27 protein-coding genes are annotated in these 25542 nt (G+C 55.2%); 7 read left to right on the top strand and 20 right to left on the bottom strand.

Annotated features, from left to right (window positions below):
• The first annotated feature begins 108 nt into the window (after positions 1–108).
• The gene (locus WCC56_RS18290) at positions 109–1101 is read left to right on the top strand and encodes a TIGR04086 family membrane protein (protein ID WP_424693749.1); all 993 of its coding nucleotides are present in this window, start codon (positions 109–111) and stop codon (positions 1099–1101) included.
• 143 nt (positions 1102–1244) lie between these two features.
• Here WCC56_RS18290 and yfcD read toward each other — a convergent pair whose 3' ends face one another.
• A complete protein-coding gene (yfcD, locus tag WCC56_RS18285; protein WP_424693748.1) occupies positions 1245–1790 on the bottom strand; it encodes an NUDIX hydrolase YfcD in 546 nt (181 codons plus the stop codon).
• Positions 1791–1886: 96 nt separating this feature from the next.
• Positions 1887–2531, bottom strand: a complete 645-nt coding sequence (gene yfcF, locus WCC56_RS18280) for a glutathione transferase (protein ID WP_424693747.1) — start codon at positions 2529–2531, stop codon at positions 1887–1889.
• Between the two features lie 130 nt (positions 2532–2661).
• On the opposite strand from yfcF, the gene WCC56_RS18275 reads away from it, so the two are divergent.
• The gene (locus tag WCC56_RS18275) at positions 2662–3555 is read left to right on the top strand and encodes a TIGR01777 family oxidoreductase (RefSeq protein WP_424693746.1); all 894 of its coding nucleotides are present in this window, start codon (positions 2662–2664) and stop codon (positions 3553–3555) included.
• 89 nt (positions 3556–3644) lie between these two features.
• Here WCC56_RS18275 and hisP read toward each other — a convergent pair whose 3' ends face one another.
• The 15 genes from hisP to WCC56_RS18200 all read right to left on the bottom strand — a co-directional run bounded on the left by hisP (position 3645) and on the right by WCC56_RS18200 (position 17739).
• The gene (gene hisP, locus WCC56_RS18270) at positions 3645–4418 is read right to left on the bottom strand and encodes a histidine ABC transporter ATP-binding protein HisP (protein WP_424693745.1); all 774 of its coding nucleotides are present in this window, start codon (positions 4416–4418) and stop codon (positions 3645–3647) included.
• An 8-nt stretch (positions 4419–4426) separates the two neighbouring features.
• Entirely contained in the window at positions 4427–5143 is a 717-nt protein-coding gene (locus WCC56_RS18265) for an ABC transporter permease (protein WP_424693744.1), read from the bottom strand.
• Complete coding sequence (locus tag WCC56_RS18260) at positions 5140–5826, bottom strand: histidine ABC transporter permease HisQ (RefSeq protein ID WP_424693743.1); 687 nt, start codon at positions 5824–5826, stop codon at positions 5140–5142. Before WCC56_RS18260 ends, WCC56_RS18265 begins: the two co-directional genes overlap by 4 nt.
• 102 nt (positions 5827–5928) lie before the next feature.
• Positions 5929–6711, bottom strand: a complete 783-nt coding sequence (gene argT / locus WCC56_RS18255; protein WP_424693742.1) for a lysine/arginine/ornithine ABC transporter substrate-binding protein ArgT — start codon at positions 6709–6711, stop codon at positions 5929–5931.
• A gap of 285 nt (positions 6712–6996) precedes the next feature.
• Positions 6997–7566: a UbiX family flavin prenyltransferase gene (locus tag WCC56_RS18250; RefSeq protein WP_424693741.1), complete on the bottom strand. Its 570-nt coding sequence runs from the start codon at positions 7564–7566 to the stop codon at positions 6997–6999.
• Positions 7567–7673: 107 nt separating this feature from the next.
• Complete coding sequence (purF, locus tag WCC56_RS18245; protein WP_424693740.1) at positions 7674–9191, bottom strand: amidophosphoribosyltransferase; 1518 nt, start codon at positions 9189–9191, stop codon at positions 7674–7676.
• A gap of 36 nt (positions 9192–9227) precedes the next feature.
• Entirely contained in the window at positions 9228–9713 is a 486-nt protein-coding gene (cvpA, locus tag WCC56_RS18240; RefSeq protein WP_424693739.1) for a colicin V production protein, read from the bottom strand.
• A 293-nt stretch (positions 9714–10006) separates the two neighbouring features.
• Complete coding sequence (gene dedD, locus WCC56_RS18235; RefSeq protein ID WP_424693738.1) at positions 10007–10735, bottom strand: cell division protein DedD; 729 nt, start codon at positions 10733–10735, stop codon at positions 10007–10009.
• On the bottom strand, positions 10725–11987 hold the full coding sequence (gene folC, locus WCC56_RS18230) for a bifunctional tetrahydrofolate synthase/dihydrofolate synthase (protein WP_424693737.1): 1263 nt from the start codon (positions 11985–11987) through the stop codon (positions 10725–10727). The genes dedD and folC overlap by 11 nt, the downstream gene beginning before the upstream one ends.
• Before the next feature lie 64 nt (positions 11988–12051).
• Positions 12052–12966 carry an acetyl-CoA carboxylase, carboxyltransferase subunit beta gene (accD, locus tag WCC56_RS18225; RefSeq protein ID WP_424693736.1) on the bottom strand — a complete coding sequence of 305 codons (915 nt, stop codon included), beginning with the start codon at positions 12964–12966 and terminating at the stop codon, positions 12052–12054.
• Positions 12967–13112: 146 nt separating this feature from the next.
• A complete protein-coding gene (locus tag WCC56_RS18220; RefSeq protein WP_424693735.1) occupies positions 13113–13775 on the bottom strand; it encodes a DedA family protein in 663 nt (220 codons plus the stop codon).
• Between the two features lie 30 nt (positions 13776–13805).
• Positions 13806–14621, bottom strand: coding sequence for a tRNA pseudouridine(38-40) synthase TruA (gene truA / locus WCC56_RS18215; protein WP_424693734.1), 816 nt, complete (start codon positions 14619–14621; stop codon positions 13806–13808).
• Complete coding sequence (locus WCC56_RS18210) at positions 14621–15631, bottom strand: aspartate-semialdehyde dehydrogenase (RefSeq protein WP_424693733.1); 1011 nt, start codon at positions 15629–15631, stop codon at positions 14621–14623. Before WCC56_RS18210 ends, truA begins: the two co-directional genes overlap by 1 nt.
• 89 nt (positions 15632–15720) lie before the next feature.
• Positions 15721–16857, bottom strand: a complete 1137-nt coding sequence (pdxB, locus tag WCC56_RS18205; RefSeq protein WP_424693732.1) for a 4-phosphoerythronate dehydrogenase PdxB — start codon at positions 16855–16857, stop codon at positions 15721–15723.
• 78 nt (positions 16858–16935) lie between these two features.
• Positions 16936–17739: an AraC family transcriptional regulator gene (locus tag WCC56_RS18200; RefSeq protein WP_424693731.1), complete on the bottom strand. Its 804-nt coding sequence runs from the start codon at positions 17737–17739 to the stop codon at positions 16936–16938.
• 99 nt (positions 17740–17838) lie between these two features.
• On the opposite strand from WCC56_RS18200, the gene WCC56_RS18195 reads away from it, so the two are divergent.
• On the top strand, positions 17839–18753 hold the full coding sequence (locus WCC56_RS18195; protein WP_424693730.1) for a DMT family transporter: 915 nt from the start codon (positions 17839–17841) through the stop codon (positions 18751–18753).
• On the opposite strand, the gene WCC56_RS18190 is transcribed toward WCC56_RS18195, so the two are convergent.
• Both WCC56_RS18190 and tctD read right to left on the bottom strand, forming a co-directional pair.
• Complete coding sequence (locus WCC56_RS18190; protein ID WP_424693729.1) at positions 18641–20110, bottom strand: sensor histidine kinase N-terminal domain-containing protein; 1470 nt, start codon at positions 20108–20110, stop codon at positions 18641–18643. The genes WCC56_RS18195 and WCC56_RS18190 overlap by 113 nt on opposite strands.
• Positions 20107–20772, bottom strand: coding sequence for a transcriptional regulator TctD (gene tctD, locus WCC56_RS18185; protein ID WP_206403891.1), 666 nt, complete (start codon positions 20770–20772; stop codon positions 20107–20109). The genes WCC56_RS18190 and tctD overlap by 4 nt, the downstream gene beginning before the upstream one ends.
• 118 nt (positions 20773–20890) lie before the next feature.
• Between tctD and WCC56_RS18180 the strand changes: the two genes are divergently transcribed.
• The 4 genes from WCC56_RS18180 to flk all read left to right on the top strand — a co-directional run bounded on the left by WCC56_RS18180 (position 20891) and on the right by flk (position 25038).
• Positions 20891–21874, top strand: a complete 984-nt coding sequence (locus WCC56_RS18180) for a Bug family tripartite tricarboxylate transporter substrate binding protein (protein ID WP_424693728.1) — start codon at positions 20891–20893, stop codon at positions 21872–21874.
• A 12-nt stretch (positions 21875–21886) separates the two neighbouring features.
• On the top strand, positions 21887–22318 hold the full coding sequence (locus WCC56_RS18175; protein WP_424693727.1) for a tripartite tricarboxylate transporter TctB family protein: 432 nt from the start codon (positions 21887–21889) through the stop codon (positions 22316–22318).
• Positions 22319–22328: 10 nt separating this feature from the next.
• Positions 22329–23834 carry a tripartite tricarboxylate transporter permease gene (locus WCC56_RS18170; RefSeq protein WP_206403888.1) on the top strand — a complete coding sequence of 502 codons (1506 nt, stop codon included), beginning with the start codon at positions 22329–22331 and terminating at the stop codon, positions 23832–23834.
• A 166-nt stretch (positions 23835–24000) separates the two neighbouring features.
• Positions 24001–25038: a flagella biosynthesis regulator Flk gene (gene flk / locus WCC56_RS18165; protein ID WP_424693726.1), complete on the top strand. Its 1038-nt coding sequence runs from the start codon at positions 24001–24003 to the stop codon at positions 25036–25038.
• Between the two features lie 3 nt (positions 25039–25041).
• Here flk and WCC56_RS18160 read toward each other — a convergent pair whose 3' ends face one another.
• Positions 25042–25491 (bottom strand): rhodanese-like domain-containing protein, encoded by a 450-nt coding sequence (locus tag WCC56_RS18160; protein WP_424693725.1) that lies wholly within the window; start codon positions 25489–25491, stop codon positions 25042–25044.
• Positions 25492–25542 lie beyond the last annotated feature (51 nt).

The following is a 25542-nucleotide window of genomic DNA, read 5'->3' as shown; positions in this document are numbered from 1 at the left end:
TTCAATCCAGGACTAGTCTTAATCAGGACAGTCATCGCCAGAGGAAATTCCTTAATAATAATAGATTTCGAGCATCCCTACTTATAATCAGATAAAGAGAGAACAGTTATGAGCGATCGTAGTGTCCATCCGGTTTACAGTGATGTTAATACTGGCATCCCGCTTAAGCGCATCTCGTGGAGTGCCATTTTTGCAGGCGTGATTCTTTCTGTGGTCATTTACTTATTGCTGACCATTCTGGGAACCGCAATTGGCGCAACCACCATTGACCCTTTAAAAGAGCAAAACCCTCTGGATGGCATCGGCAAAGGTGCCGCTATCTGGACAGGTTTAAGTATGCTGATTTCCATCGGTGCAGGTGCATTTATAACCGGCCGTCTGGCACAACGTGAAGGCGCTTTACACGGTCTGTTAATGTGGGCAGTCAATACGCTCTTTGTCGTCTGGTTAGCCATCACGCTATTAAGCAGCGCGGTAAGCGGCACCGCCAGCGTAATTGGTTCTGGTTTTAGTATGGTGGGTAACGGTATTTCGGCCATTGCCCCTTCCCTTGCTAATAAAGCGAAAGAAACCTTGAAGGAAAATAATTTCGATTTGGGCAATGTTCAGAGTGAACTGGAAAAAACGCTGCAGCAAACGGGCAAACCTGAACTTCAGCCGCAGGCGTTAAAAAATGACGCTAATAAGGAAGCTGACACCGCCCAAAATCAGGCTCAAAATACGGCGAATAATCCTCAAAATGCGGATACTGATTTGGCCAACTGGTTTAAAGGCGTGCTTCAACGTAATCAGGATACGCTGCAGGCAGCCGATCTGGATGCATTGAAAAATATCATTAAAGCGCGGACCGGAAAAAGCGATCAGGAAGTCGATCAGATCGTCGCTCAAACCCAGAAAAGCTACGAGCAGGCGCGTCAGAAATATCAGGAATTGAAAGCTCAGGCTGAGCAGAAAGCGCGAGAAGCGGCGCAACAGGCTGCTGCCGCCACCGCTAAAGCCAGTTGGATAACGTTAATCGTCCTGCTGATTGAAGCCGTGGTTGCCGGAGTACTGGGCATGATGGGCCGCAAAACTCAGCCTCACCAGGTTGTTATCCGTTAATCCTTCACTCCAACGATCGGAAAAGGCCGCCAATGCGGCCTTTTTTGTCGGCTAAATCCGGTTACTGGATCATCACATCCAGCGTCGCCGGTTGCTATTTATCCACCGCGCCCAACGGCTCATCCCTCAGTACCAGCTTTGGCTCATAAACTCACGCTCTTGCCAGAGCTGGAACGTCCGGATTCGTTATTACGGCTGAGCCACAAAGAGAGGGCTTTCAGTGAGTCATCGGTGAATTCATCGCAACGTGCGGTGATCTCTTCTGGCGTCATCCAGAACACCTCATCCACTTCTTCTTCCTGCATGGCAAACGGGCCGTGTGACACACAGCTGAACAATCCGCCCCACACGCGGCAGTGCTGATCTTCAAAGTAGAACAGACCATGTTCAGCAAAAGGAACGGCTGCAATGCCCAGCTCCTCTTCTGCCTCACGGCGCGCTGATTCCAGCATATCTTCACCACTTTGCACCACGCCACCTGCGGTAGCATCCAGCATACCAGGCATGAAGTCTTTGGTTTCTGTACGGCGCTGTACCAGAATTTTACCCATCCCATCGTGAACCACGATGTAGGTCGCGCGATGGCGCAAACATTGTGCCCGCATATGCGCACGGCTGGACTGTGCAACGACCTCGTTCTCTTCATTAACGATGTCTACCCACTCCGTGCCGCTCTCTTGCTCCACCATCCGTAACCCTTAATTGTTCTGGCGCATCAGCGCACGTTGACTCTTGCCCGCACAGTGTGCCACGGACTGTAAGAAAATTATAACCCGCTAGTGTGATTAACAGGCGGTCTTGGAGGATTCTGAGAGCCAAAGTTGCACTGACGCTCGTTGCCACTGGAAATGGGCATAATCAGCCAGCCGTTCAGGCACCGGATCGCCATGCAGCGCCAGACGATTGATCATCACAGCCAGGTCGGTATCGGCAATCGACCACTCGCCAAACAGGTTGTGCTGGTCTGGCTGTAACCTTTGCTCAACCGCCTCGAACAGCTTGCGGGCAGAAGCCTGAGCTTCCTCAGTCAAAGGAGGGAATTTTTCACCGGCGAACAGCACATCTGTTGGGCGCTCCTGACGGATCGGCATAAAGTCGCTGCGCAACCAGGCTTGAATTTCACGCGCCCTGGCGCGTTTTTCACGGTCTTTAGGATAAAGGCGTTCGAATTGCGGCGCAGGAAAACGCTCTTCCAGATATTCAGTAATCGCCGAAGATTCGGAAAGCAGAAAATCATCGATCTGTAAGGCGGGCACTCGGCGAGTCAGAGAGATCTCACCATAGTCTTTTGTCAGATGCTGCTGACTGGAGAGGTCAACATGCTGCAGCGAAAACGGCACGCCCTTCTCGCTGAGCGCAACAAAGACAGACATCACATAGGGACTAAAAAAACAGGCATCGGACCACAGCGTTACGTTTGGGTAATTCATCCTGATATCCTTACAAGGCGGCGTCTGCAACCTGTTTACCCATTTTTTCACATAAAGGCAATCCCCCAAACTTCACCTAAGCTGAAAGCAGGCTGTTGGATTTTCACTTCTCAGATTAAGGACAGACAGCATGCACATTTTACTGACAGGCGGCACAGGCCTGATTGGCAGCCACCTGATTCCCCGTCTGCTGCACCGGGGTGATACCGTCAGCGTGGTCACGCGTGACGTAGCTGCAGCACGAGCGAAGCTGGGCCCGGAAGTTCATCTCTGGTCCGGACTCGAGCAACAACTGGACCTGAATGAGGTTGATGCCGTGATCAATCTCGCCGGTGAACCCATTGCCGATAAGCGCTGGACGGAGCAGCAGAAACGGCATCTCTGCGAAAGCCGCTGGCAAATTACTGAACGGCTGGTGTCACTAATTAATGCCAGCACCACGCCACCTTCGGTCCTGATTTCTGGCTCAGCGACTGGCTTCTATGGCGATACGGGCGATTTAGTGCTGACCGAAGAAGATCCCGGTCAGGATGAATTTACCCATCAGCTTTGTGCTCACTGGGAAACCCTGGCGCAAGCCGCGAGCAGCGAACAGACCAGAGTTTGCCTGATGCGAACCGGTGTGGTGCTGGCGAAAGAAGGCGGCGCACTGAGCAAAATGAAATTGCCCTTCAAAATGGGCATCGGCGGCCCGTTAGGCAGCGGCAAGCAGTATATGCCGTGGATACATCTTGAAGACATGCTGAACGCTATCCTGTGGTTACTGGATAGCCCTGGCCTGAGCGGCCCGTTCAATATGGTCGCGCCTTATGCGGTGCGCAATGAACAGTTCGCGGCTACGCTTGGCCACGCGATGCACCGTCCAGCCTTTATGCGTACGCCTGCTGCAGCCATAAAGCTGATGATGGGGGAGTCTGCGATTCTGGTGCTGGGAGGGCAACACGTGCTGCCTAAGCGGCTGGAGGAGTCTGGATTTACCTTCCGCTGGTATCAGCTGGATGAGGCATTAGCGGACGTGGTGTAAGGCACTGATTGAGTCAGACCGTAACAGCATGACCCCCGGTCTTTAGAAGCGACCGGGGGTCATGAAGGTCACCAGTACACCTGAAGAGATTACTTCAGCGCGCCGGAAAGGAACTGCTGCAAACGGGTGCTTTTCGGATTATTGAACAGCTCCTGCGGCGGCCCTTCTTCCTCAATTTTCCCCTGATGCAGGAAGATCACATGGCTGGAGACGTGGCGGGCAAACTCCATTTCGTGCGTGACTACCACCATGGTTTTCCCCTCTTCTGCCAGCTTCTGCATAATCTTCAGCACTTCACCCACCAGTTCCGGGTCGAGTGCGGAAGTAGGCTCATCAAACAGCAGCACTTCCGGCTCCATCGCCAGCGCACGGGCGATTGACACACGCTGCTGCTGACCGCCTGACAGGTTCACCGGATACTTACCCCGCGCACGCTCATCAATACCCACTTTATCGAGGTACTTGATGGCCCGCGTCTGCGCTTCCGCTTTGCTCAGGCCCAGCACCTGGATCGGCGCTTCCATCACGTTCTGCAGCACCGTCATATGGCTCCACAGATTAAAGTGCTGGAACACCATAGTCAGGCTGGTACGCAGTTCGCGCAGTTGCTCCTTGTTAGACACCTTCAGCTGACCGTCAGTATCACGCACCAGGTTGATCATCTGGTTGTTAACCGAAATGGTGCCCTCGCTTGGCTTCTCAAGGAAGTTGATGCAGCGCAGGAAGGTACTTTTACCTGAACCTGAAGAGCCGATAATACTGATGACATCACCGGCATTTGCCTGCAGTGATACGCCCTTCAGCACCTCATGCTCGCCATAACGTTTATGCAGTTCAGTTACGCTTAATTTATTGTCGGCCATAGTTCTGCTCAATGAGTTGATGAAGGTTTAACGTGCTTCAGCCAGCGTTTTTCCGCCTTGCGGAACAGACTAATCAACACATACGAGATCATAAGATAAAGCACCGCAGCAATGCCAAAGGCCACAAACGGCTGGTAAGTTGCGGAGTTAATATCGCGGGCGACCTTCAACAGGTCAGGCACCGTGGCGGTAAACGCCAGCGCCGTGGAGTGCAGCATCAGGATCACTTCATTGCTGTAAGCAGGCAGCGCGGTACGCAGTGCCGAAGGCATGATGATGCAGCGATACAATTTAAAGGTAGAGAAACCGTAAGCCCGCGCCGCTTCAATTTCACCGTGCGGCACCGAGCGGATCGCCCCAGCAAAGATTTCGGTAGTGTAGGCACAGGTATTCAGCGTTAACGCCAGCAGCGTACAATTAAGGCCACTGCGGAAGAAGGCGTTCAGCAGGTCATTGCCCTTTACTATCTCCAGCGTGTACATGCCCGAGTAGAAGATCAGCAGCTGAACGTATAACGGCGTGCCACGGAAGATATACGTGAATAACCACACCGGGAAACGCACGGCGGTAATCGAAGAGACACGCGCAATAGAGAGCAAAACCGCCATGCTGCCGCCCAGCACTACGGAGATAATCAGCAGCCATAGCGTGATCGCTACCCCTGAAAAACGGTATCCGTCAGTCCACAGCAGGGCTTGCCAGTAGTCATGAATAATCTCGATCATAAGTCAGCCCTTCTTACACCCACCGAGTACCGGCGTTCAAGCCACAACAGCACGCCGTTGGACAACGTGGTAAAGACCAGATAAATCACCCCGGCCACTACAGCAAAATAGAAGGGCTGCCAGGTGCTTTTCCCGGCCAGCTGGGTCGCTTTGACCACATCTTCCAACCCCAACAACGAAACCAGAGCCGTTGCCTTAAGGATCACCTGCCAGTTGTTACCTATACCCGGCAGCGCATAGCGCATCATGCCTGGGAACAGGATCCGACGGAAGGTCTGGGAAGAGGTAAAACCGAACGCCGTCGCGGCCTCAATCTGCCCTCTCGGCACTGCCATATAGGCACCGCGAAAAGTTTCAGTGAAGTACGCGCCGTAGATAAAACCAAGGGTGATGATACCGGCAACCATCGGATCAATATCAAACTGATCGATGCCCAGCGCATCAGTAAGCTGGTTTAACGCAATTTGCAGACCGTAGAAGATCAGCAGCATCAGAACCAGATCGGGCACGCCACGGATCAGCGTGGTGTAACCTTCGAAAATCATGCGCAACGCGCGATTGTTGGAGAGCTTGGCCCCGGCGCCAATCAACCCAAGGATAACGGAGAGCACCACCGAGCTGAGAGCCAGCTCAAGCGTGACCAACGCCCCTTTAAAAATCACTTCAGAATAGCCATACAGCATAAGGATGTCCTGTCTTTGGATTAACTTCGCGTTTTATCCGCCTGTGGCGTACAAAACAGGGGCCGCAGTCTACAGACTGTCGGCCCCCATGACAGGTTTTACTTAACCGCCGTACACGTCAAAGTCGAAATATTTTTTCGCTAACTTGTCGTAGGTTCCATCTTTACGCATGGAATCGAACGCTTTATCGATAGCGGCTTTCAGATCGGCATCGTCTTTACGCATGCCCATACCGGTGCCCACACCGAAGATTTTCTCGTCTTTTACCGCAGGACCAGCAAAGGCGAACTCTTTACCGGCTGGCTGCTTCAGGAAGCCTTCGCTGGCGGCGACTTCATCCTGGAAGGCCGCATCAATACGACCCGCGGTCAGGTCCTGATACACCAGGTCCTGGTTCGCATAAGGCGTGATGGTGATGCCTTTTGGACGCCAGTTTTCGTTAGCGTAAGTTTCCTGCGTGGTGCCCTGCAGCAGACCGATGGTTTTGCCTTTCAGCGAATCCAACGTCGGCAGGATTTTAGAGCCTTTCGGCGCGATCAAACGGGCATTAGCTGCATACAGTTTTTCCGAGAAAGCGATTTCCATCTGACGCTTTTCGGTAATTGAGAGCGAAGAGATGATGGCATCAATTTTTTTCGCTTTCAGCGAGGGGATCAAAGCATCGAAATCACTTTCCACGTAGGTACATTTGGTCTCCATACGCTTACAGATCTCATTCGCAAGATCGATGTCGAAGCCAACCAGTTGCCCTTGTGCGTTTTTAGACTCAAACGGAGCATAGGTAGGATCGGTGCCGATGCGCAGCGTTTTCGGCGCAGCAGCAAACGCGCTGCTTGCGCTGGAGAGAGCCAGCAGCAGAGAAAGAGCCAGGACCTGCTTTTTCATAGATTACCCTCGAAGATGAGTTTTTATTATGTCCAGTCGTGATGTTGTTAGCGCAGTTGGAGCAGTTGTCATTTGCAGATTTCATGCCAGTTTTGCGCTGCCCTGCCCCATGGCTGCGCAATCAGCTTGTTTCGCCTTCTGGCGGCGCAAACGCCTTGATTGTGGGGAAATATATAGCAGGTTTGGTCATGCGAGGTGGCAACAATGTTGCATTTTGGTGCACTCAATGCACGAAATGCGATTCAGCACCAATTAACGCACCCTAAAAGTGCATTACGGGCGGCTTTATGCACCCTCCCAGCGCGTGAACAGATCCTTGTCGAGCGTAATGTCGAACTGGTCGAGCACGCGATTCACGGTCTGGTCGACGATATCCATGATGCTTTCAGGGCGATGATAAAATGCGGGAACGGGCGGCATGATAATCGCGCCAAGTTCAGCAGCGGTGGTCATCATACGCAAATGGCCTAAATGCAGCGGCGTTTCACGCACGCAAAGCACCAGGCGACGGCGCTCTTTCAGCACCACATCGGCGGCACGGGTCAGTAAGCCATCGGAATAACTGTGTACGATGCCAGAGAGCGTTTTCATTGAGCAGGGCATAATGGCCATGCCGTCGGTTTTATAGGAACCGGAAGAGATGCTGGCAGCGATGTCGCGCACATCATGCACCACGTCGGCCATCGCCTGCACGTCACGCACTGAATAATCACTCTCCAGTGCCAGCGTCTGGCGGGCAGCCGCGCTCATCACCAGATGGGTTTCCACCTCGCTGACCTGCTGCAATATTTGCAGCGCGCGCACGCCATAAATGACGCCGCTGGCACCCGAGATGCCAATAATAAGTCGTTTCATACTTTTCCTGCGGGTGGGTAAAGAGGGAAGTATGCCATTTGCCACGCTAAAATAGAAATGGGCCGGAATCTCTTCCGGCCCATCTTACCTGCCACACCCCTCAGCGATTAGCCTTCGTTGTGCATTTCCAGGTTTTCCACTTCGTTCACGCGTGCCATCGCTTTGGCATCATCGTTACGCAGCGACTGGAGGTACTCCAGATATTGCTGATCGACATCTTTGGTCACGTAGATCCCGTTGAACACCGAGCATTCGAACTGCGCGATATCCGGGTTTTCTTCTTTAACCGCTTCGATCAGGTCATCCAGGTCCTGGAAGATCAGGCCATCAGCACCAATCAGCTGGCGGATCTCTTCCACTTCGCGGCCATGAGCAATCAGCTCCGTTGCGCTAGGCATATCGATGCCGTACACGTTCGGGAAACGGATTTCCGGCGCAGCTGAAGCCAGATACACTTTCTTCGCGCCCGCTTCACGTGCCATTTCGATGATCTGTTCACAAGTGGTGCCGCGAACAATCGAGTCATCAACCAGCAGCACGTTCTTACCACGGAATTCAGCACGGTTAGCGTTCAGCTTGCGGCGAACCGCGCTGCGGCGCTGGTGCTGACCAGGCATGATAAAGGTACGGCCAACGTAGCGGTTCTTCACAAACCCCTGACGGTAAGGCTTGTCCAGAATCCGGGCCATCTCCAGCGCGATATCGCAGGAGGTTTCCGGGATCGGGATGACCACGTCAATGTCCAGGTCTTCCCACTCACGGGCGATTTTCGCACCCAGCTTGGTCCCCATGCGAACGCGAGCGCTGTAGACGGAAATTTTGTCCAGGAACGAGTCCGGGCGGGCAAAATACACGTACTCGAACAGGCACGGATTGCATTTCGGGTTCTCTGCACACTGGCGAGTGAACAGCTGACCTTTCTCAGTCACGTAGACAGCTTCGCCCGGCGCAACATCACGCAGGAATTCGAAGCCCAGCGTATCCAGTGCCACACTTTCAGAGGCGACCATATACTCGCTGCGACCATCTTTCATGCCACGCTTGCCAATCACCAACGGACGGATGCCGTTAGGATCGCGGAACGCAACCATGCCGTGGCCGATAATCATCGACACGCAGGCATAAGCGCCACGAACGTGCTGATGAACCGCTGCCACAGCGGCAAAAATGTTATCGGCTTCCAGCGGGAAGTGCTGAAAACGATCCAGCTCCTGGGCAAAGATATTGAGCAGGATTTCAGAATCTGATGTGGTGTTAACGTGACGACGACCGCTTTCGAACAGCTGCTTACGCAGTTCGTGAGCGTTGGTCAGGTTACCGTTATGAGCAAGCGTAATGCCGTAAGGTGAGTTCACGTAGAAAGGCTGCGCTTCAGAAGCACTGGAGCTTCCCGCAGTGGGGTAACGGACGTGGCCGATGCCCATATTGCCTTGCATACGCTGCATATGGCGGGCTTCAAATACATCGCTGACCAGACCGTTTGCTTTACGCAGGCGGAAGCAATTCAATGCATCAATGGTAACGATGCCTGCGGCATCCTGCCCACGGTGCTGGAGCACCGTTAACGCGTCATAAATCGACTGGTTGACCGGCATAAATCCGGCGATCCCGACAATACCGCACATGTGGTTATTTCCTCATAAGCCGCACCCCAGGTTCTATTACCGGGGCAAAAAACTCGACGTGCTTTTCAGGTAGTCAAAAAACCACCCGATGATATAACTGAACTGGGGAACCAGCTGAGACTGTTGCCAGTCCGGACTTTTAGAAAAGCCGGTGAATGTATCGAGGAAAAACAGAATGGCTGAGACTATAAGCACGCCACGTAATGCCCCAAAACAGACTCCCAACACTCTGTCGGTACCCGACAGGCCGGTTTTCTCAACCAGCGACCCAATCACGAAATTGACGATAGCCCCGACTAACAGCGTGGCCACGAACAACACCGCAATGGCGATCCCATTTCGAACCAGTTCGTCTTCAAAACCGGTGAACCAGACCGCGAGGAAGGAGTAGTAATGACTGGCGACAAAAAATGCGCAACCCCAGGTGACGAGTGATAATGCTTCCCGAACGAACCCTCGGATCAGGCTGACAAGAGCCGAAAAACTAACAACCGCAATAATGACGTAATCTATCCAGACCATGAACTCTTCCAGCGACTGTGCCCCTGCATCCAGTTCGGGGCGAATTCTAACAGAAAAAGAAAACGTTTGCGTAGGGTTTTCCTTTGCCAGTTTAATTAAAACAATTTGCTAAAAAAACCAGCAATCATGCGCGCTGGCGGCTGTCCGACAGCGCTGGACAACCCGGTACTGCAATCTTTTGATTTCCATCGGGTAACCCGCCAGAACGGCGTGGTCACCTTAGGGCAGAGCCCTGCCTGAAACAGCGTCAGGCAAGGCTAAGACTCTTACAACGATAGCGACAGACTAACGGCTTAGCGGGCGCTGTAAGGTTTCACTACGCCACCCAAGCCAGAGATCCCTTTCAGTTCACTGACAGAGGCCTGCATCTTCGCTTTCGAGGCATCCGGCCCGACATAAATACGGGTGATTTCGCCCTGCACCGGCGTTGAAGGCACGGTAAAGGCGCGATAACCGGAAAGACGCAGCTGGGCGACAATCTGATTCACCTTGCTGGCATTTTTCAGTGCGCCCAGCTGGACAACGTAAGCCTGGCCCGTTGGCGCACTCTCCTGCTGAGCAGGCTGAGGTGCCGGTTCTGGCTTAGGTTCTGGCTTCGGCTGAGGTTTCGGTTTTTCGACCGGTTTCTCTACAGGCTTTTCCACCGGCTTCGGCTTCGGTTTTTCTACCGGCTTCGGCTGCTGAACGGGCTTAGACTCAACCATCGGCGGCGGCGAAATCACGCTGGGCTTATTGTCAGCTTTAGGCGCGGTTGAGCCACTTTCTGCCTGCGAGGTATTGCCAGGTGTTTTGCCTTCCACCGCTGAGCCTGCCCCTTCCGGCGGCTGCGCAGGTAATGACTGAGTCACCGGCGGCACCATATCGTTTTCCTGCTGGTCGCCAGGTTTCGGCACCAGCGGGATGGCGGCAAACTCTTCTTTGTAGTGCTTCTTTTTGCCGTCGAGCAGGCCCGGCAGAATGATGACACCCAGTGCTACTATGATGACGGTCCCGACTAAACGGTTCTGAAACTTACTGGCCACTGCCGTTCTCCGTTTCCCTCGTTTCCATTACATGTGCCACGGTGTGGAAAGATCCGCACACCAGCACAATATCCTGCGCTGCCGCCTGTTGCAGCGCCTGGCGATAAGCATCCGCCACGCTGGCAAAGGTCTGAGCGTCCGGCAGATGTGCCTTCAGCTGTTCAGCGCTGGCACCGCGCGGGCCTTCAAGCGGCGCGCAGTACCAGTAATCTACTTCAGGTTGCAGACAGGCCAGCGTACCGGCGATGTCTTTGTCGTGCAGCATCCCGACCACGGCGTGAACCTTGCCGGTTTTTGGCAGCTCATGCAGGCGTCCGGCCAGATAGCCAGCCGCATGCGGATTGTGCGCCACATCAAGAATCACTCTTGGTGACTCCGCAACCGTCTGAAAACGGCCGGGCAGAATTGCCTTGTCCAGCCACTGATAAATAATTGCTTCGTCTACCTGCAACGAAGAGGCACGCAGCGCAGCCAGCGCGGTAGCGGCATTTGGCATCGGCACCTGCGGCATCGGCAAGCCTTGCAACGTGCCCTGCGCATCGGTAAATGACCAGCTCTCTTCACCCACAGTGTAAGACCAGTCACGCCCGCGTTTCAGAAGGTGCGCGCCAAGAGCATCGGCAACTTCTCCGATGGTGTGCGGCATATCCGGCTCGCCGACTACGGCTGGTTTACCGCCCCGGAAGACACCGGCTTTCTCGCGGCCAATACTTTCCCGATCCGGCCCAAGCCAGTCGGTATGATCAAGCGCAATGCTGGTGACCACGGCTACGTCGGCATCCACAATATTCGTGGCATCCAGACGCCCGCCCAGGCCAACCTCAAGGATCACCACGTCCAGCTTCGCGCGTTTAAACAGCCACAAAGCGGAAAGCGTACCGTATTCGAAGTAAGTCAGCGACGTTTCGCCACGCCCGGCTTCAATCTCAGCAAACGAAGCCGTGTGATCCACTTCAGGCAGCTCTTCACCCTGAATGCGTACCCGTTCGGTGTAGCGCAGCAGATGCGGGGAACTGAAAACACCCACGCGATAGCCCGCAGCGATCAGCAGCGTTTCAAGGGTTCGACAGGTGGTGCCTTTACCGTTGGTCCCGGCGACGGTGAAAACTACGGGAGCAGGCGTTAGCAGGTCGAGCGACGTAGCCACGCGATGGACGCGAGTCAGCCCGAGTTCGATAGCTTGAGAGTGGAGATTCTCAAGATAATGAAGCCACGTGACCAGAGGTGACGTGGCTTGAGGAAGATTATCCATTTGTCCCGTTCACAACGTTACGGTTCATTGGTGAAAGGGGCTGTGCGCCCCTTTCGATCATTGATCAGGCCTCATGGCTCTGCGACGCGTCTTCGTCCTGGACCTCTTTGAAGGTGTCCTCGACTGGCGCAGGGATATTCATCATCTTCGCCAGAATGCTGGCGAGCTTGAAGCGCATCACCGGACGGCGCACGATCATATCGATAGCGCCCTTCTCGATCAGGAACTCACTCCGCTGGAAGCCCGGTGGCAGTTTCTCACGCACCGTCTGTTCGATAACGCGTGGGCCGGCAAAACCGATCAACGCTTTAGGTTCAGCAATGTTCAGATCGCCCAGCATTGCGAAGCTGGCAGAGACGCCGCCCATGGTTGGGTCAGTCAGCACCGAAATATACGGCAGACCGCGTTCCTGCATTTTCGCCAGCGCTGCACTGGTTTTTGCCATCTGCATCAGCGACATCAGCGCTTCCTGCATACGGGCACCGCCAGAAGCGGAGAAGCAGATCATTGGGCAGTTATCTTCCAGAGCCTGTTCAACCGCACGCACAAAGCGCGCGCCAACCACAGAGCCCATTGAGCCACCCATAAAGGAGAACTCAAACGCAGCAGCCACTACTGGCATACCGTGCAGCGTACCTTTCATCACAATCAGCGCGTCTTTTTCGTTGGTCTCTTTCTGAGCCGCAACCAGACGATCTTTGTATTTCTTGGAGTCTTTGAACTTGAGCAGATCTTTCGGCTCCAGTTCGCTGCCCAGCTCAGTCATTGAGCCTTCGTCCAGCACGCTGTGCAGACGGTCGCGACCATGCATACGCATGTGGTGATCGCATTTAGGGCAAACTTCCAGATTACGTTCCAGCTCGGCGCGATACAGGACCTGGCCGCAGCTGTCGCATTTGGTCCAGACCCCTTCAGGAATACTGGCTTTGCGCGATGGAGTGGTGGTGCTTTTATTGAGAATTCGTTCAATCCAGCTCATTGATGACCTTTCTGTTTGAACCTGGTGAAACCAGTTTTCTTTTTTCCACGCCGCAGGCAGCGCAGACCATAATGTCGCTCATTAAACCATAACCGCCCGATGCTGTGGATAAAAATCTGGTGATCGGGCGGCAGTTTAGCGAGGTATTACTGCGATTTTTGCTGCTTAGCTGCCCGACGATGACGCCAGACTTCAATCACGCCCGGCAGAATCGACAGTAAGATAATCGCTACGATCAGCAGCTTCAGATTCTCCTGAACGACTGGCAAGTCACCAAACAGGTAACCCGCGTAGGAGAATAGCAGCACCCAAAGCAACCCACCCGAGATGTTATACAGGGCGAAGTGGCGATAGGACATTTTTCCCATACCGGCGACAAACGGCGCAAATGTCCGGACGATCGGCACGAAGCGCGCAAGAATAATCGTTTTCCCGCCGTGACGCTCGTAAAATTGATGGGTTTTATCGAGGTGGCTGCGACGGAAGATTTTTGAGTTCGGGTTACTGAACAATTTGTCGCCAAACAGCCGACCGATGGTGTAGTTCACCGCATCCCCGACGATGGCCGCCACGGACATCAGCGCCACCATCACATGGATGTTGAGATCGTTGGTTGGCAATGCAGCCAATGCACCAGCCACAAACAGCAGGGAATCCCCTGGCAGGAACGGAGTAACAACCAGGCCGGTTTCGCAAAACAGGATCAAAAACAGAATGGCATACACCCACATGCCATACTGCGCCACCAGCTCCGCCAGATGGACATCAATATGCAGGATAAAGTCGACTACAAAACGAATCAGTTCCATACACGTTTCCTTAATTCTCCAGGCTTAAAATTAATCCTCGAGGAACAATGGTCCCATCGGCGGACGTGGTAATTCAAAATGATCAGGATAATCGACTGAGACCAGATACAGCCCCTCAGCCCGTGCAGTTGCGGCGGCCAGCGTGCGATCTTTTGCCGCCAACAGCTCTGCTATCCAGCTTTCCTGCTGATTACCACAGCCTACTTCCATCAGGCTTCCTACAATATTGCGCACCATATGGTGGACAAAGGCGTTGGCTTTGATGTCCACAATCACGTAAGCGCCAAAGCGGCTGACGTTAAGGTGGAACACTCTTCGCCACGGCGTGCGGGACTGACATTGCACGGCGCGGAATGAGGTAAAATCGTTTTCGCCTAGCAGGCTCTGCCCTGCCCGCTGCATCTTTTCCACATCCAGAGGATGGTAAAAGTGCGTCACGCCGCCGTGTAAAATGGCAGGGCGCAGACGGCGGTTATAGATAACATAACGGTAGCGGCGAGCGGTGGCGCTGAAGCGCGCATGGAACTCTTCGCTGACCGGTTTCACCCAACGTACGGCGATATCCTCGGGCAGATTAGCATTCACGCCCAGCGTCCATGCGGCATCTTTACGCACCGAGGTGGTTTCGAAATGCACCACCTGACCCGTGCCGTGCACGCCAGCATCGGTTCTGCCTGCGCAGAACACGCTGATTGGCTGGTCTGCCACTTTAGACAGCGCCTTTTCCAGCTTTTCCTGCACGCTGCGGACTTCCTGCTGCTTCTGCCAGCCATAATAGTGGCTGCCGTCGTATTCAATGCCGAGCGCCAGCTTGTGCTTTTGCTCCGGCAAGGCTGCTTCTGACATCAGTACATATACTCCTGAACCAGTTTCTCGGCCGTTTTCACCGCCATCAACGCGCCACCGAAACGGACGTTGTCAGACACTGACCAGAACTGCAGCATTTCCGCTACGCCGTAATCGTTCCGCACGCAGCCGATGCTCAGGTGATCGTTGCCGGAAGCATCGCCAACCTGAGTCGGGTAATCCGTTTCGTCAGACAAGGCAATATCTTCAGACTGAAGCAGCACTTCGCGGGCTTCTTCAGCCGACATTGGACGCAGGTTTTCCAGATGCACGATCTGCGCATTGCCGTAGAAAACGGGTGCCTGAACGGTAGACACTGAGACAGGTAATCCTTCGTCCTGCAGCACTTTGCGCACCTGATCGACCAGGCGACGTTCCTGCACGACGCTGCCTTCCGCATCTGGCAGCAGGGGCAGCATGTTGAACGCCAGCTGGCGATCGAAGAAGCCCGCTTCCACCGGTAAACCGTTCAGCAGACGGGCACTTTCGCTGGCCAGAGAATCGACGGCGGCTTTGCCGTGAGCGGAAGCAGCAATCAGACTGGTGACCTGAATGCGGCTCAATCCAGCCTGATCGACCAGGGGTTTGATCGCGCACAGCAACTGGCTGGTTACGCTGTCCGCCACGCTGATGATGTTGCGGTTACGGTAGTCACCCAGCACTTGCGGGTTTACGTCTGGCACCACTAACGGCACATCTGGCTCCAGCGCGAACAGGTCGCTGCTGTCAATCACCAGGCAACCCGAGTTGGCCGCTTCTTCCGCGTAACGGGCGGAGGCTTCACGCCCGGCCACGAAGAACGCCAGTTGTACCTGGGACCATTCAAAGTCTTTGGCATCCGTGACCAGCACCGATTTGCCCTCAAAACGCAGGGTTTCGCCCGCGCTGCGTTCACTCGCCAGCAAATGCAGTTCACCAACCGGGAACTGGCGTTGTGCCAGCAATTCCAGTAAAGCTCGCCCTACTGCGCCTGTAGCGCCTAATAGCGCAATGTTCCAGCCGTCAGACATGTTGGTCACTCCAGAAATGATCCAAAATAGAGAAGGCGGTGTTCACACCGCCCGAAGAATAAGACTATGGACTAAGGCTTATCGTAACCTTAGGTTGCCGGATGAAAAACGGCATTAAATCCGAGTTTTTTCAGCAAAGCCGCGACCGGCTCAACGTCACACTGCACCCGCAGTGACGACCATTCGCGACGTTCCAGATAATTCTTACGCAGGCGATCAAATTCGCCAGGAATTGCTGCCACTGCTCGCAGCGGCGCATCATCGCGGCGCACATCATACACCAGATGCACCAGTCTTTTTAGCGTTGGCTGATCCAGCTCGCCGTGCAGCGTAATCTGCCCAAATTCTGGCGCAGGCAGCAGTGTGTCCAGCGCCACCTGCTGTGGCTTGCCGAGGAACGCAGTCCAGGCTTCAAACACCTGCGTTGTGCCGCGCGCTTTGCCTTCCAGCGTATAGCCAGCAATGTGAGCGGTGGCGATATCCACTTTATCCAGCAGCGGCAGCGACAGCTCCGGCTCGGGTTCCCAGACATCCAGGATTACGCTGAGATCATCACGCTGCTCCAGCACGTTCAGCAACGCGGCGTTGTCCACCACCGGACCACGACAGGCGTTAATCAGGATGGTGCCTGGCTTCAGCGCCTTCAACAGCGCTTCGTCGGCAAGGTGCAGCGTTTTATACTCACCCTGCCTGAACAGGGGCGTGTGGAAAGTCAGAATATCGGCTTCAGCCACCAGGGTGGACAGCGGCTGGAAGTCACCCGCTTCACCCTTATCGGCACGCGGGGGATCGCACAGCAAGGTTTTAATTCCAAGCGCTTCTAATCGCGCCTGCAAACGTCCGCCCACGTTCCCCACGCCAACGATGCCGACCGTGCGGTCTTTCAGCAGGAAACCGTCACGTTCCGCCAACAGCAGCAGTGACGAAAACACATATTCCACCACGGCAATCGCGTTACAGCCCGGTGCCGCGGAGAAGCCAATCCCCTGCTCCTGCAGAAATGCCTCATCAATATGATCGGTTCCGGCGGTAGCCGTGCCCACAAACTTCACCGATTTGCCGCTCAGCAGCTCAGCGTTCACTTTGGTGACTGAGCGCACCATCAGGCCATCGGCATCTTCCAGCTCAGACTGCGGGACAGGACGGCCCGGCACCGCAACCACGGTTCCGGTGCGGCTGAACAGCTCGCGGGCATAAGGCATATTTTCATCAACGAGGATTTTCACTATCGTGTTCCTGCTTGGGACTGGTGGGGCAATATTCTGCCATAAACCCGCGAGCCGGATAACCCTCAGGTGCGGTGATTAGGATGTTGTCCGTTTATCAGGGAGCAATGAGCGGCTGCGATAACGCTCCGGCGTGGTGCCAGATTGCTGCTGAAACATGACAATCAATGCGGAAGCCGAGCTATAGCCAAGGTCCAACGCCGTCTCCTGCACGGTTTTCCCCTGCTCAAGCAGCGAGATAGCCTGCAGAAAGCGCAGACGTTGCCGCCATTCGCTAAATGACATTCCCAACAGTGCCTGGCACCGTCTGGAGAGCGTGCGCTCGGTGGTGTAAACACGCGTGGCCCACTGCGCCAGCGTGGTGTTATCCGCCGGATCCTGCTCTAACGCCAGCAACACAGGAGAAAGGTACTTATCGTCTGACGTGGGCAGATAACTCTCCTGCTCTTCAGCCAACTTCAGCTGATCCAGCAGCACCCTGCACAACCGTCGGTCTTCATGCGTGGCAGGCAGTGCGATGTCCCGCTGAGCGAAGTCATCCATAATCGCCTTCACAATCGGGCTGACGTTAAGCAGGCAGGCGTTTTTGGGCAGCCCTGCGCAGAATTCTGCCGCCACATTAAAGGTGTAAAACAGAGACTGCTTCGGGTTAAAGCTGGCGTGTTCCACCTCCGGCGGGATCCAGATGGGGATCTCTGTGGGCGTGAGCAGCCGTTTTCCTGCCACCTGCATCTGCAGCACGTTGCTCTGGACAAAAATCACTTGTCCCCAGGCGTGAGCATGCGGCAAATATTCGGTATTGGCGTTGGCTTGCTCATAGCGAAAGAAAAAGTTCAGGCTGTTAGCTTCGCTTGGAGGGATGTAGGTAATTTGCTCAATCATTCTGTCCGCTTAGTGATTACAATTGTCTGATATTCACTATCTGTCTGTAATGTGACAAGCGTACACTGCTTTCTCTTGCTTCCCTACCGGGTTTTTCCAATGAATTTTCTGTTTCCCCTGCTGGCCGTGCTGATCTGGTCAGTAAACGCCATTGTCAGCAAAGTGTCGGCTGGCGCGATCGATCCTGCGGCGATCTCCTTCTATCGCTGGCTGTTGGCTTTGATCACGCTGACGCCTTTCGTACTGCCCTCAGTCTGGCGTAACCGCCAGCAAATCCTCAAGGTGTGGTGGAAACTGTTGATCCTTGGCCTGCTGGGAATGGTGCTTTACCAAAGCCTGGCTTATTACGCCGCACATAGCGTGACCGCCCTGTTTATGGGCATCCTCAATGCGTTAATCCCTCTGCTGACGGTATTGATTAGCATTGTGCTGCTGCGAGTGGCTCCCACAGTGGGCATTGTCATCGGCAGTCTGCTGTCGTTTGGCGGCCTGGTGTGGCTGGTCAGCCAGGGACACCCTCAGCAATTGCTCTCCCACGGGATGGGCAAAGGCGAACTGATGATGTTTGCTGCCTCCACGTCCTATGCACTTTACGGCGTGCTGACCAAGCGCTGGGCAATTCCGTTGCCAAACTGGCAGAGTTTGTATGTGCAGGTGCTGTTCGGTGTGCTGATGCTGTTGCCAAACTTCCTGATGGCGAAGGACGTCTCGCTGAACCTGCATAATATTCCGCTGGTGCTGTTTGCCGGCCTCTTCGCCTCAATCCTGGCGCCTTTTCTGTGGATCCAGGGTGTGCTGCGGATGGGCGCCAATACCGCGACCATTTTTATGAATCTGGCCCCGATTTTCACCGCGGCGATCGCCGTGCTTTTCCTGCATGAAGAGCTGCACAGCTATCATTTTATCGGCGGTGGCGTAACCTTGCTTGGAGTGATCCTGGCACAGCGTCTTCGAACCCCTCTGCGTTTGAAGAAAGTCCCAGCGGCCGATCCTGCACTGAAAAAAGCAGACTAACCTGCAACCCCCCCAGCGCCGGACTGTCCCGCAGTTCGGCGTGGGTGCCATGCCAGTCGGCAATGTCTTTCACCAACGCCAGCCCAAGCCCCGCTCCGCCAACCGATGCCGCGCCTTCAAGGCGGTTAAAGGGCTGCATCGCCTGTTGACGCTCGTCCACGGCAATCCCTTTGCCACTGTCCTCAATCTGCAGTTCTCCCCCGCGTACGCTTACCGTGACGGTGCCAGCAACAGGCGTGTATTTAATCGCGTTGTCGATCAGATTAGCGCACAGCTCACTCAGCAGCAGCGCATCGCCGCGCACCAGGCAACTCTCCTGCCCTTCATACCCCAAATCGATCTGTTTTGCCCTTGCCTGAGCGTAATGCGACAGGCAAGCCTCCTTCGCCAGTTCAGCCAGATCGACCGATTTGGAAGGCAGTTCTGACGTTTGATGCGCCCGCAAACGGGACAGCTGAAGCAACCGGTCAGTGAGCAGGATCGTCTCATCCAGCGTCACGCGCATCCCTTCCAGACTCTCTTTCCAGCTTTCCGGTCGATCGCTTTTCAACGCCACCGCAACCTGCGTTTTCAGGATAGTCAGGGGTGTTCGCAGCTGGTGAGACGCATCGGCACTGAAGCGCTGCTGGCGAGCCATCATCTGGCGGAGTCGCTCAATATAGCGATTAACGGACAGGATCAGCGGCTGCATTTCAGCCCACGGAAGCACGGCTGGAAGCGGCGTTAAATCACCGGGATCGCGTCTCAGCATCAGGCTGGAAAGGCGTCTTAGCGGACGGAGAACTTTTTTCAGCATCCATGCCGCCAGCAGCAGCGTCATCAGCACCAGCGCGCCCTGGCTAAGCAGCGCCGTTTTCAGCAGTTTTCCAGCAAATTCCTCCCGCGAGGTCAGGGTTTCTGCCACCAGAATCAAAGCCATTCCCTGTAATCGCGCATCGCTAACCGGTTGCCACAGCGCCGCCACACGGATCGGCTGGTTACGGTAGGTCGCGTCATAAAAATGGACCAGTGCAGGATAGTTAACCGATCGCGGCGTACCGGCAGGCAAAGGGGGAATATCGTCATAACCAGAGAGTGTTTTTCCCTCTGGTGAAATCACCTGGTAGAACAGCTGGTCGTTCATATTGCGTTCAAAACTGTCCAGCACCACCCAGGGCACATCCACTTCCAGATGATCGTTTTTGACCCGCAGGCGTTCTGCCACGGTGCGGGCCGAAGCCAGTAAGGAGCGATCGTAGGCCTGAGTCGCCGCCTGAATGGCGCTGGCATAGTGGGTATAGACCGACAATCCCCACAGCAGGATCAGTGGCAATCCCAGCCATAACAACAGCTGACGGCGCAGTGAAACTGGCCTCATAACTGGCATTCCAGGCTATAGCCTAAGCCCCGCAGGGTAACGATCGAGACGTTACTGCCAGAGAGTTTTTTCCTGACACGGTGGACATAAAGCTCGATGCTTTCCGGGCTGGCCTCGTCCGCCAGGGTGAAGGTTTGCTCGTAAAGCTGCTGACGTGAAACCGGTCGCCCCCGACGCTGCATCAGCGTGGTAAGCACGCTGGATTCGCGTGGAGTCAGCGCCAGCGGTTTCGCCTGCAGCTCGAAATACCCTTCATCGTGAAAAACCAGTTCGCCAAAGGTTTGGGCCTGCTGGCTCTGGCCATTACTGCGCCGGAGCAGAGCACGGATGCGGGCTTCCAGTTCTTCCAGCTCAAAGGGCTTACTCAGGTAATCATCCGCGCCCTGATTCAGGCCGCGCACGCGGTCAGCAACGCCTGTTCTTGCTGTCAGTAGCAGAACCGGCGTGCTCTGCCCTCGTTTACGCATTCGCCCCAGCAGCGCCAGGCCATCCAGCCTGGGCAGCGAAATATCCAGCACCACCAGCGAGTACTGTTCCGTTTGCAGCACTTGATCTGCCGCCAGCCCATCGGCCAGCCAGTCTACGGCGAAGCCAGCCTGCGTTAAGGCTTTTTGTAACCAGCAAGCCAAATCGGCCGTGTCTTCTACCAGTAAGAGACGCATATCACATCCTGTCAGTTTTTCCGTCCATTGAAAGGTAAATGAAAGGTTAATGTTTTAACAATTCTATAACCCTCGATTTTCGGCGAGGCTCACACTCTGGAAGAAAAGAACGGAGCATATGATGAAAAAGTTCACCCGCACCGCCCTGGCCGGTGCTTTACTGGCCCTGGCCTCTCAAGCCACTTTTGCCGCTGAAGCCCCATCCCGAACCGAATGTATTGCCCCGGCTAAACCCGGCGGGGGTTTTGACCTGACCTGTAAGCTGCTGCAGGTCTCGCTGCAGGAAACCAAACAGATTGAGTCGCCAATGCGTGTGACCTACATGCCTGGCGGCGTGGGGGCGGTGGCTTATAACGCCATCGTTGCTCAGCGCCCTGCCGAAGCTGGCACCGTGGTGGCGTTTTCCGGCGGGTCTTTGCTGAACCTTTCTCAAGGGAAATTTGGTCGCTACTCCGTGGATGACGTGAAGTGGCTGGCAGCCGTTGGCACCGATTACGGCATGGTAGCGGTGCGGGCAGACTCGCCGTACAAAAACCTGAAAGAGCTGATGGACGCCATGAAAACCGATCCGAACAAAGTGGTGGTTGGTGCAGGGGCTTCGATTGGTAGCCAGGACTGGATGAAAACCGCCCTGCTGGCCCGCGATGCCGGAATCGATCCGCGCAAAATGCGTTATGTGGCGTTCGAAGGCGGCGGCGAGCCGGTAACAGCCTTGCTGGGTAATCATATTCAGGTGGTTTCTGGCGACATGAGCGAGATGGTGCCGCATTTGCAGGGAGGAAAACTCCGCGTGCTGGCAGTGATGGCACCTGAGCGTTTACCAGGCCAGCTGGCTGATGTCCCAACCGCCAAAGAACAGGGCTTCGATATCGTGTGGCCGGTGATCCGTGGCTTCTACCTTGGCCCGAAAGTGACCGATGCCGAATATCAGTGGTGGTCCGATGCGTTCAAGAAAATGGTCGCCACCGATGAGTTCAAAAAGCAGCGAGACATGCGTGGCCTGTTTGAGTTCAATATGTTTGGCCAGGAGCTGGACAGCTACGTGAAGAAACAGGTTGCCGATTACCGTGAGCAGGCCAAATCCTTTGGCCTGGCGAAGTAACAGGAGCACGCGATGAGCGATCGTATTTTTGCCAGCGCCTGGCTGCTGCTGTGCATCGGCGGGCTGATTGTCGGTTGGGGGATCACCAGCGAATACAGTTACGAGCCGGTTGGCCCCCGTCCGTTCCCGATGATTATCCTTGGGCTGATGGCGATTTGCGCCCTCTGTCTGCTGTTCCGCAAACCCGACACCATTCACTGGCCGAATCGCAACACCCTTAAGCGGCTGCTGGCGCTGATGGCCATGCTGATGGTCTATGGCTGGTTTTTTGAAAGCCTGGGCTTTCCGCTGATGACCACGCTGCTGACCTTTGGCATCGGCATGCTGTTCGGTGCGCGCTGGTGGGCTGCGGCGATCTCTGGTCTGGTTATGGGCGTCGCGCTGTTTTTCGCGTTTGACCGCCTGCTGGAAGTCACTTTACCGCTCGGCAGCTGGCTGAGCTAAAGGAAACCTGATGGAAACCTGGTCCTTTCTGATGCAGGGGTTTGCGGTCGCCATGACGCCAACCAACCTGATGATAGCCCTGGTCGGCTGTTTTATCGGCACCATCGTTGGCCTGCTGCCGGGCCTCGGCCCGATCAACGGCGTGGCTATTCTGATGCCGCTGGCTTTTGCTCTGCATCTGCCTGCCGAATCCGCCCTGATCCTGCTGGCGACGGTGTATATCGGCTGTGAGTATGGTGGCCGAATCTCCTCTATTTTGCTTAACGTTCCGGGGGATGCCGGCGCAATCATGACCGCGCTGGATGGCTACCCGATGGCTAAACAAGGACGAGCGGGCGTAGCGCTGTCTATCTCTGCGGTCAGTTCTTTTATCGGTTCAACTATCGCCATTCTGGGCATCATCCTGTTTGCGCCGATCCTGGCGAACTGGTCACTGGCGTTCGGTCCGGCGGAATACTTTGCGCTGATGGTCTTCGCCATTGCCTGCCTTGGCAGCATGATGAGCCAGAACCCGCTGAAGTCGTTCCTCGCCGCCTTAATCGGGCTTGGCATGGCTACCGTTGGCGTGGATGCTAATACCGGCGTGTACCGCTTCACCTTTGGTAGCGTACACCTCTCAGACGGCATTCAATTTGTGGTTGTGGTCATTGGCCTGTTCTCGGTGAGTGAAATTCTGCTGATGCTGGAATCCACCAGCGGTGGACAGAAAGTGGTGCGTGCCAGCGGCCGCATGATGTTCAACATGAAAGAAGCCGCCCAGTGTACCGGTGCCACACTGCGGTCTTCCTTCATTGGCTTCTTTGTCGGCGTATTACCTGGCGCGGGTGCCACTATCGCCAGTGCGATTGCCTATATGACAGAAAAGAAAATCAGCGGCGGGGAAACCTTCGGTACTGGGGACATCCGCGGCGTAGCAGCGCCAGAGGCAGCCAATAATGCCTCAGCCTGCGGCTCTTTCATTCCAATGCTGACATTAGGGATCCCGGGGTCGGGTACAACGGCGGTAATGGTCGGCGCGCTGACGCTGTATAACATCACGCCAGGCCCGGCAATGTTTACTGAACAACCCGATATTGTCTGGGGTCTGATTGCCGCGCTGTTGATTGGTAACGTGATGCTGTTAATCATGAATATCCCGATGATTAATATCTTCGCTCGCATGTTAACCATCCCGCTGTGGTTCCTGGTACCGACCATCGCCGCCATCTCAGCCGTGGGGGTTTATGCGGTACACAGCACCACCTTTGATCTGCTGTTGATGGTTGGGCTGGGGATCTTCGGTTATATCCTGCGCAAGCTGGATTTCCCGATGTCGCCGCTGATCCTTGGCTTTGTGCTGGGTGAGATGCTGGAGCAAAACCTGCGTCGCGCGCTGTCGATCAGTAACGGCGGTCTGCCTATCCTGTGGGAGAGCCTGATCTGTAAAGTGCTGCTGGTGCTGGCCGTCTCCGTTCTGGTGGTGCCGTTCATCTGGAAGCGCTGGCGTCGCAGGCGTTTGCAGACAATTGCTGAGTAAAAAATGCAGGCCGGAGATTTCCGGCCTTTTCTTTGCCTGTTTACGGAAAATATTTCCCCCTGCCTGGCCCTCGCCACTACCTATCACCCGGCGGGATTGTTATCATAGCCAATCATACTTTTTCCGGCGTGCCCCGGATGTTGACCTTTCAGTGAAGGATTTTTTCATGCAACCTCTTAGCGGCCCCGGTGCGCCGATCCCCGGCGACCGGACGACGGTCGATGCCAAACCAGGCACCACCCGCCCAGGCCCGGGAGATCAACCCTTATCACCGGCTCAGCGCACCACGCTGGAAAGGCTGATCGTTAAAATCATGTCGCTGAGTTCGCTGAAGTCGCCTGAACTGTGGGCCGGATTGCGTCACGAAGTTGGGGTGAAAAACGATGCGGGTCTGTTGTCACGCCACTTCCCGGCGGCGGAACAGTTCCTGAATACTCGTCTGTCGCAGGTGCAGAACACCCACGCCACTCGCCAGTTATTCCAGCAGTTGACCGATTTGCTGCCCCAGGGCAATAACCGTCAGGCCGTCAGCGACTTTATCCGTCAGCAGTTTGGCCACACGGTGCTCAGCTCACTGAATCCCGATCAGCTGCGCCAGGTGCTGACCATGTTGCAGAACGGTCAGATGGCCATTCCACAGCCGCAGCAGAGCCGCATATCAGACCGCACGCTTCTGCCCGCAGAACATCACACGCTCAATCAGCAGATTTCCCGTCTGGCTGCGGCGACAGGTGAACAGCCGGTTAAGCTGTGGGCTTCGGCGATGAAGATGGTGAATTTGCACAGTGGCGATCCTATCCCATCGCGACTGTACCCGTTGCTGACGCAGTATCTGCAGGCAAGCCAGACGTTAAGTCAGCATCCGGCACCCACGTTACCGATGTTGCTGGCGTCGCTGAAAGTGCCGCCGGATCATGCCGAGCAGCGCATGCTGGAAGATGCCAGCCAGCAGCGCTTCCAGCAGCCGCCGCAGGCGGTTCTGACTACCTCACAGGCGCAGGATCTGATGAACTTGCTGTTTGCCCGCCGTGCCGAACGCTTGCGCGAACAGCTCCTGCCGGACAGCGAAATCAGCCCTCAACCGATTGTCGCTCCGCTGTTTGGCAACGTGCCGCCAGTGTTGCAGCCGCTGGTAAATCGTCCGGTATTCACCGCCTTTGCGGTGCTGGTGCTGATCGTCTTCCTGATGTGGATATTCCTTTAAGTCTTAGCAGCCACACGCCTCAAGCGTTGTCTGGGCAGGCCACTCACCTGCCGCTTCTCCCTGTGTGACCGGATGCCGGTCACGCAGCCAGAAATCCAGCCCGCCAATCAGCTCTTTCACCCGATAGCCTGCCGCAGCCAGCTTCCACGCCCCTTTCGTCGAACCGTTACAGCCAATGCCATCACAATAGGTGACATACACTTTTTCGTTACTCAGCTGTGACAACGTTTCCGCCGTCATCGTCCGGTGCGGGAAGCTCAACGCACCACAAATATGCCCCGCCTGATATTGCTCGTAAGAACGCATATCCAGCACAACGATCCCGGTAATGCCCCCCGATAAATCCTGCGCCACATCCCAGGCATCAGCGTAATACGCCAGCTTATCTCTGAGCCACGCCTCGCTTTGCGCAGCGGTTGGTGGGGGAAACTGTAAAACGGCTGATGCAGACATAGTAACTCCTGGGCGTTAAGTGAAGCCTGATGATACGATGAATGGGCCTTA

This window comes from Erwinia sp. (assembly GCF_049696395.1).
Classification (GTDB): domain Bacteria; phylum Pseudomonadota; class Gammaproteobacteria; order Enterobacterales; family Enterobacteriaceae; genus Erwinia.
Note: the sequence above shows the minus strand (reverse complement) of the source record. Positions and strands in the feature narration are given on the sequence as shown.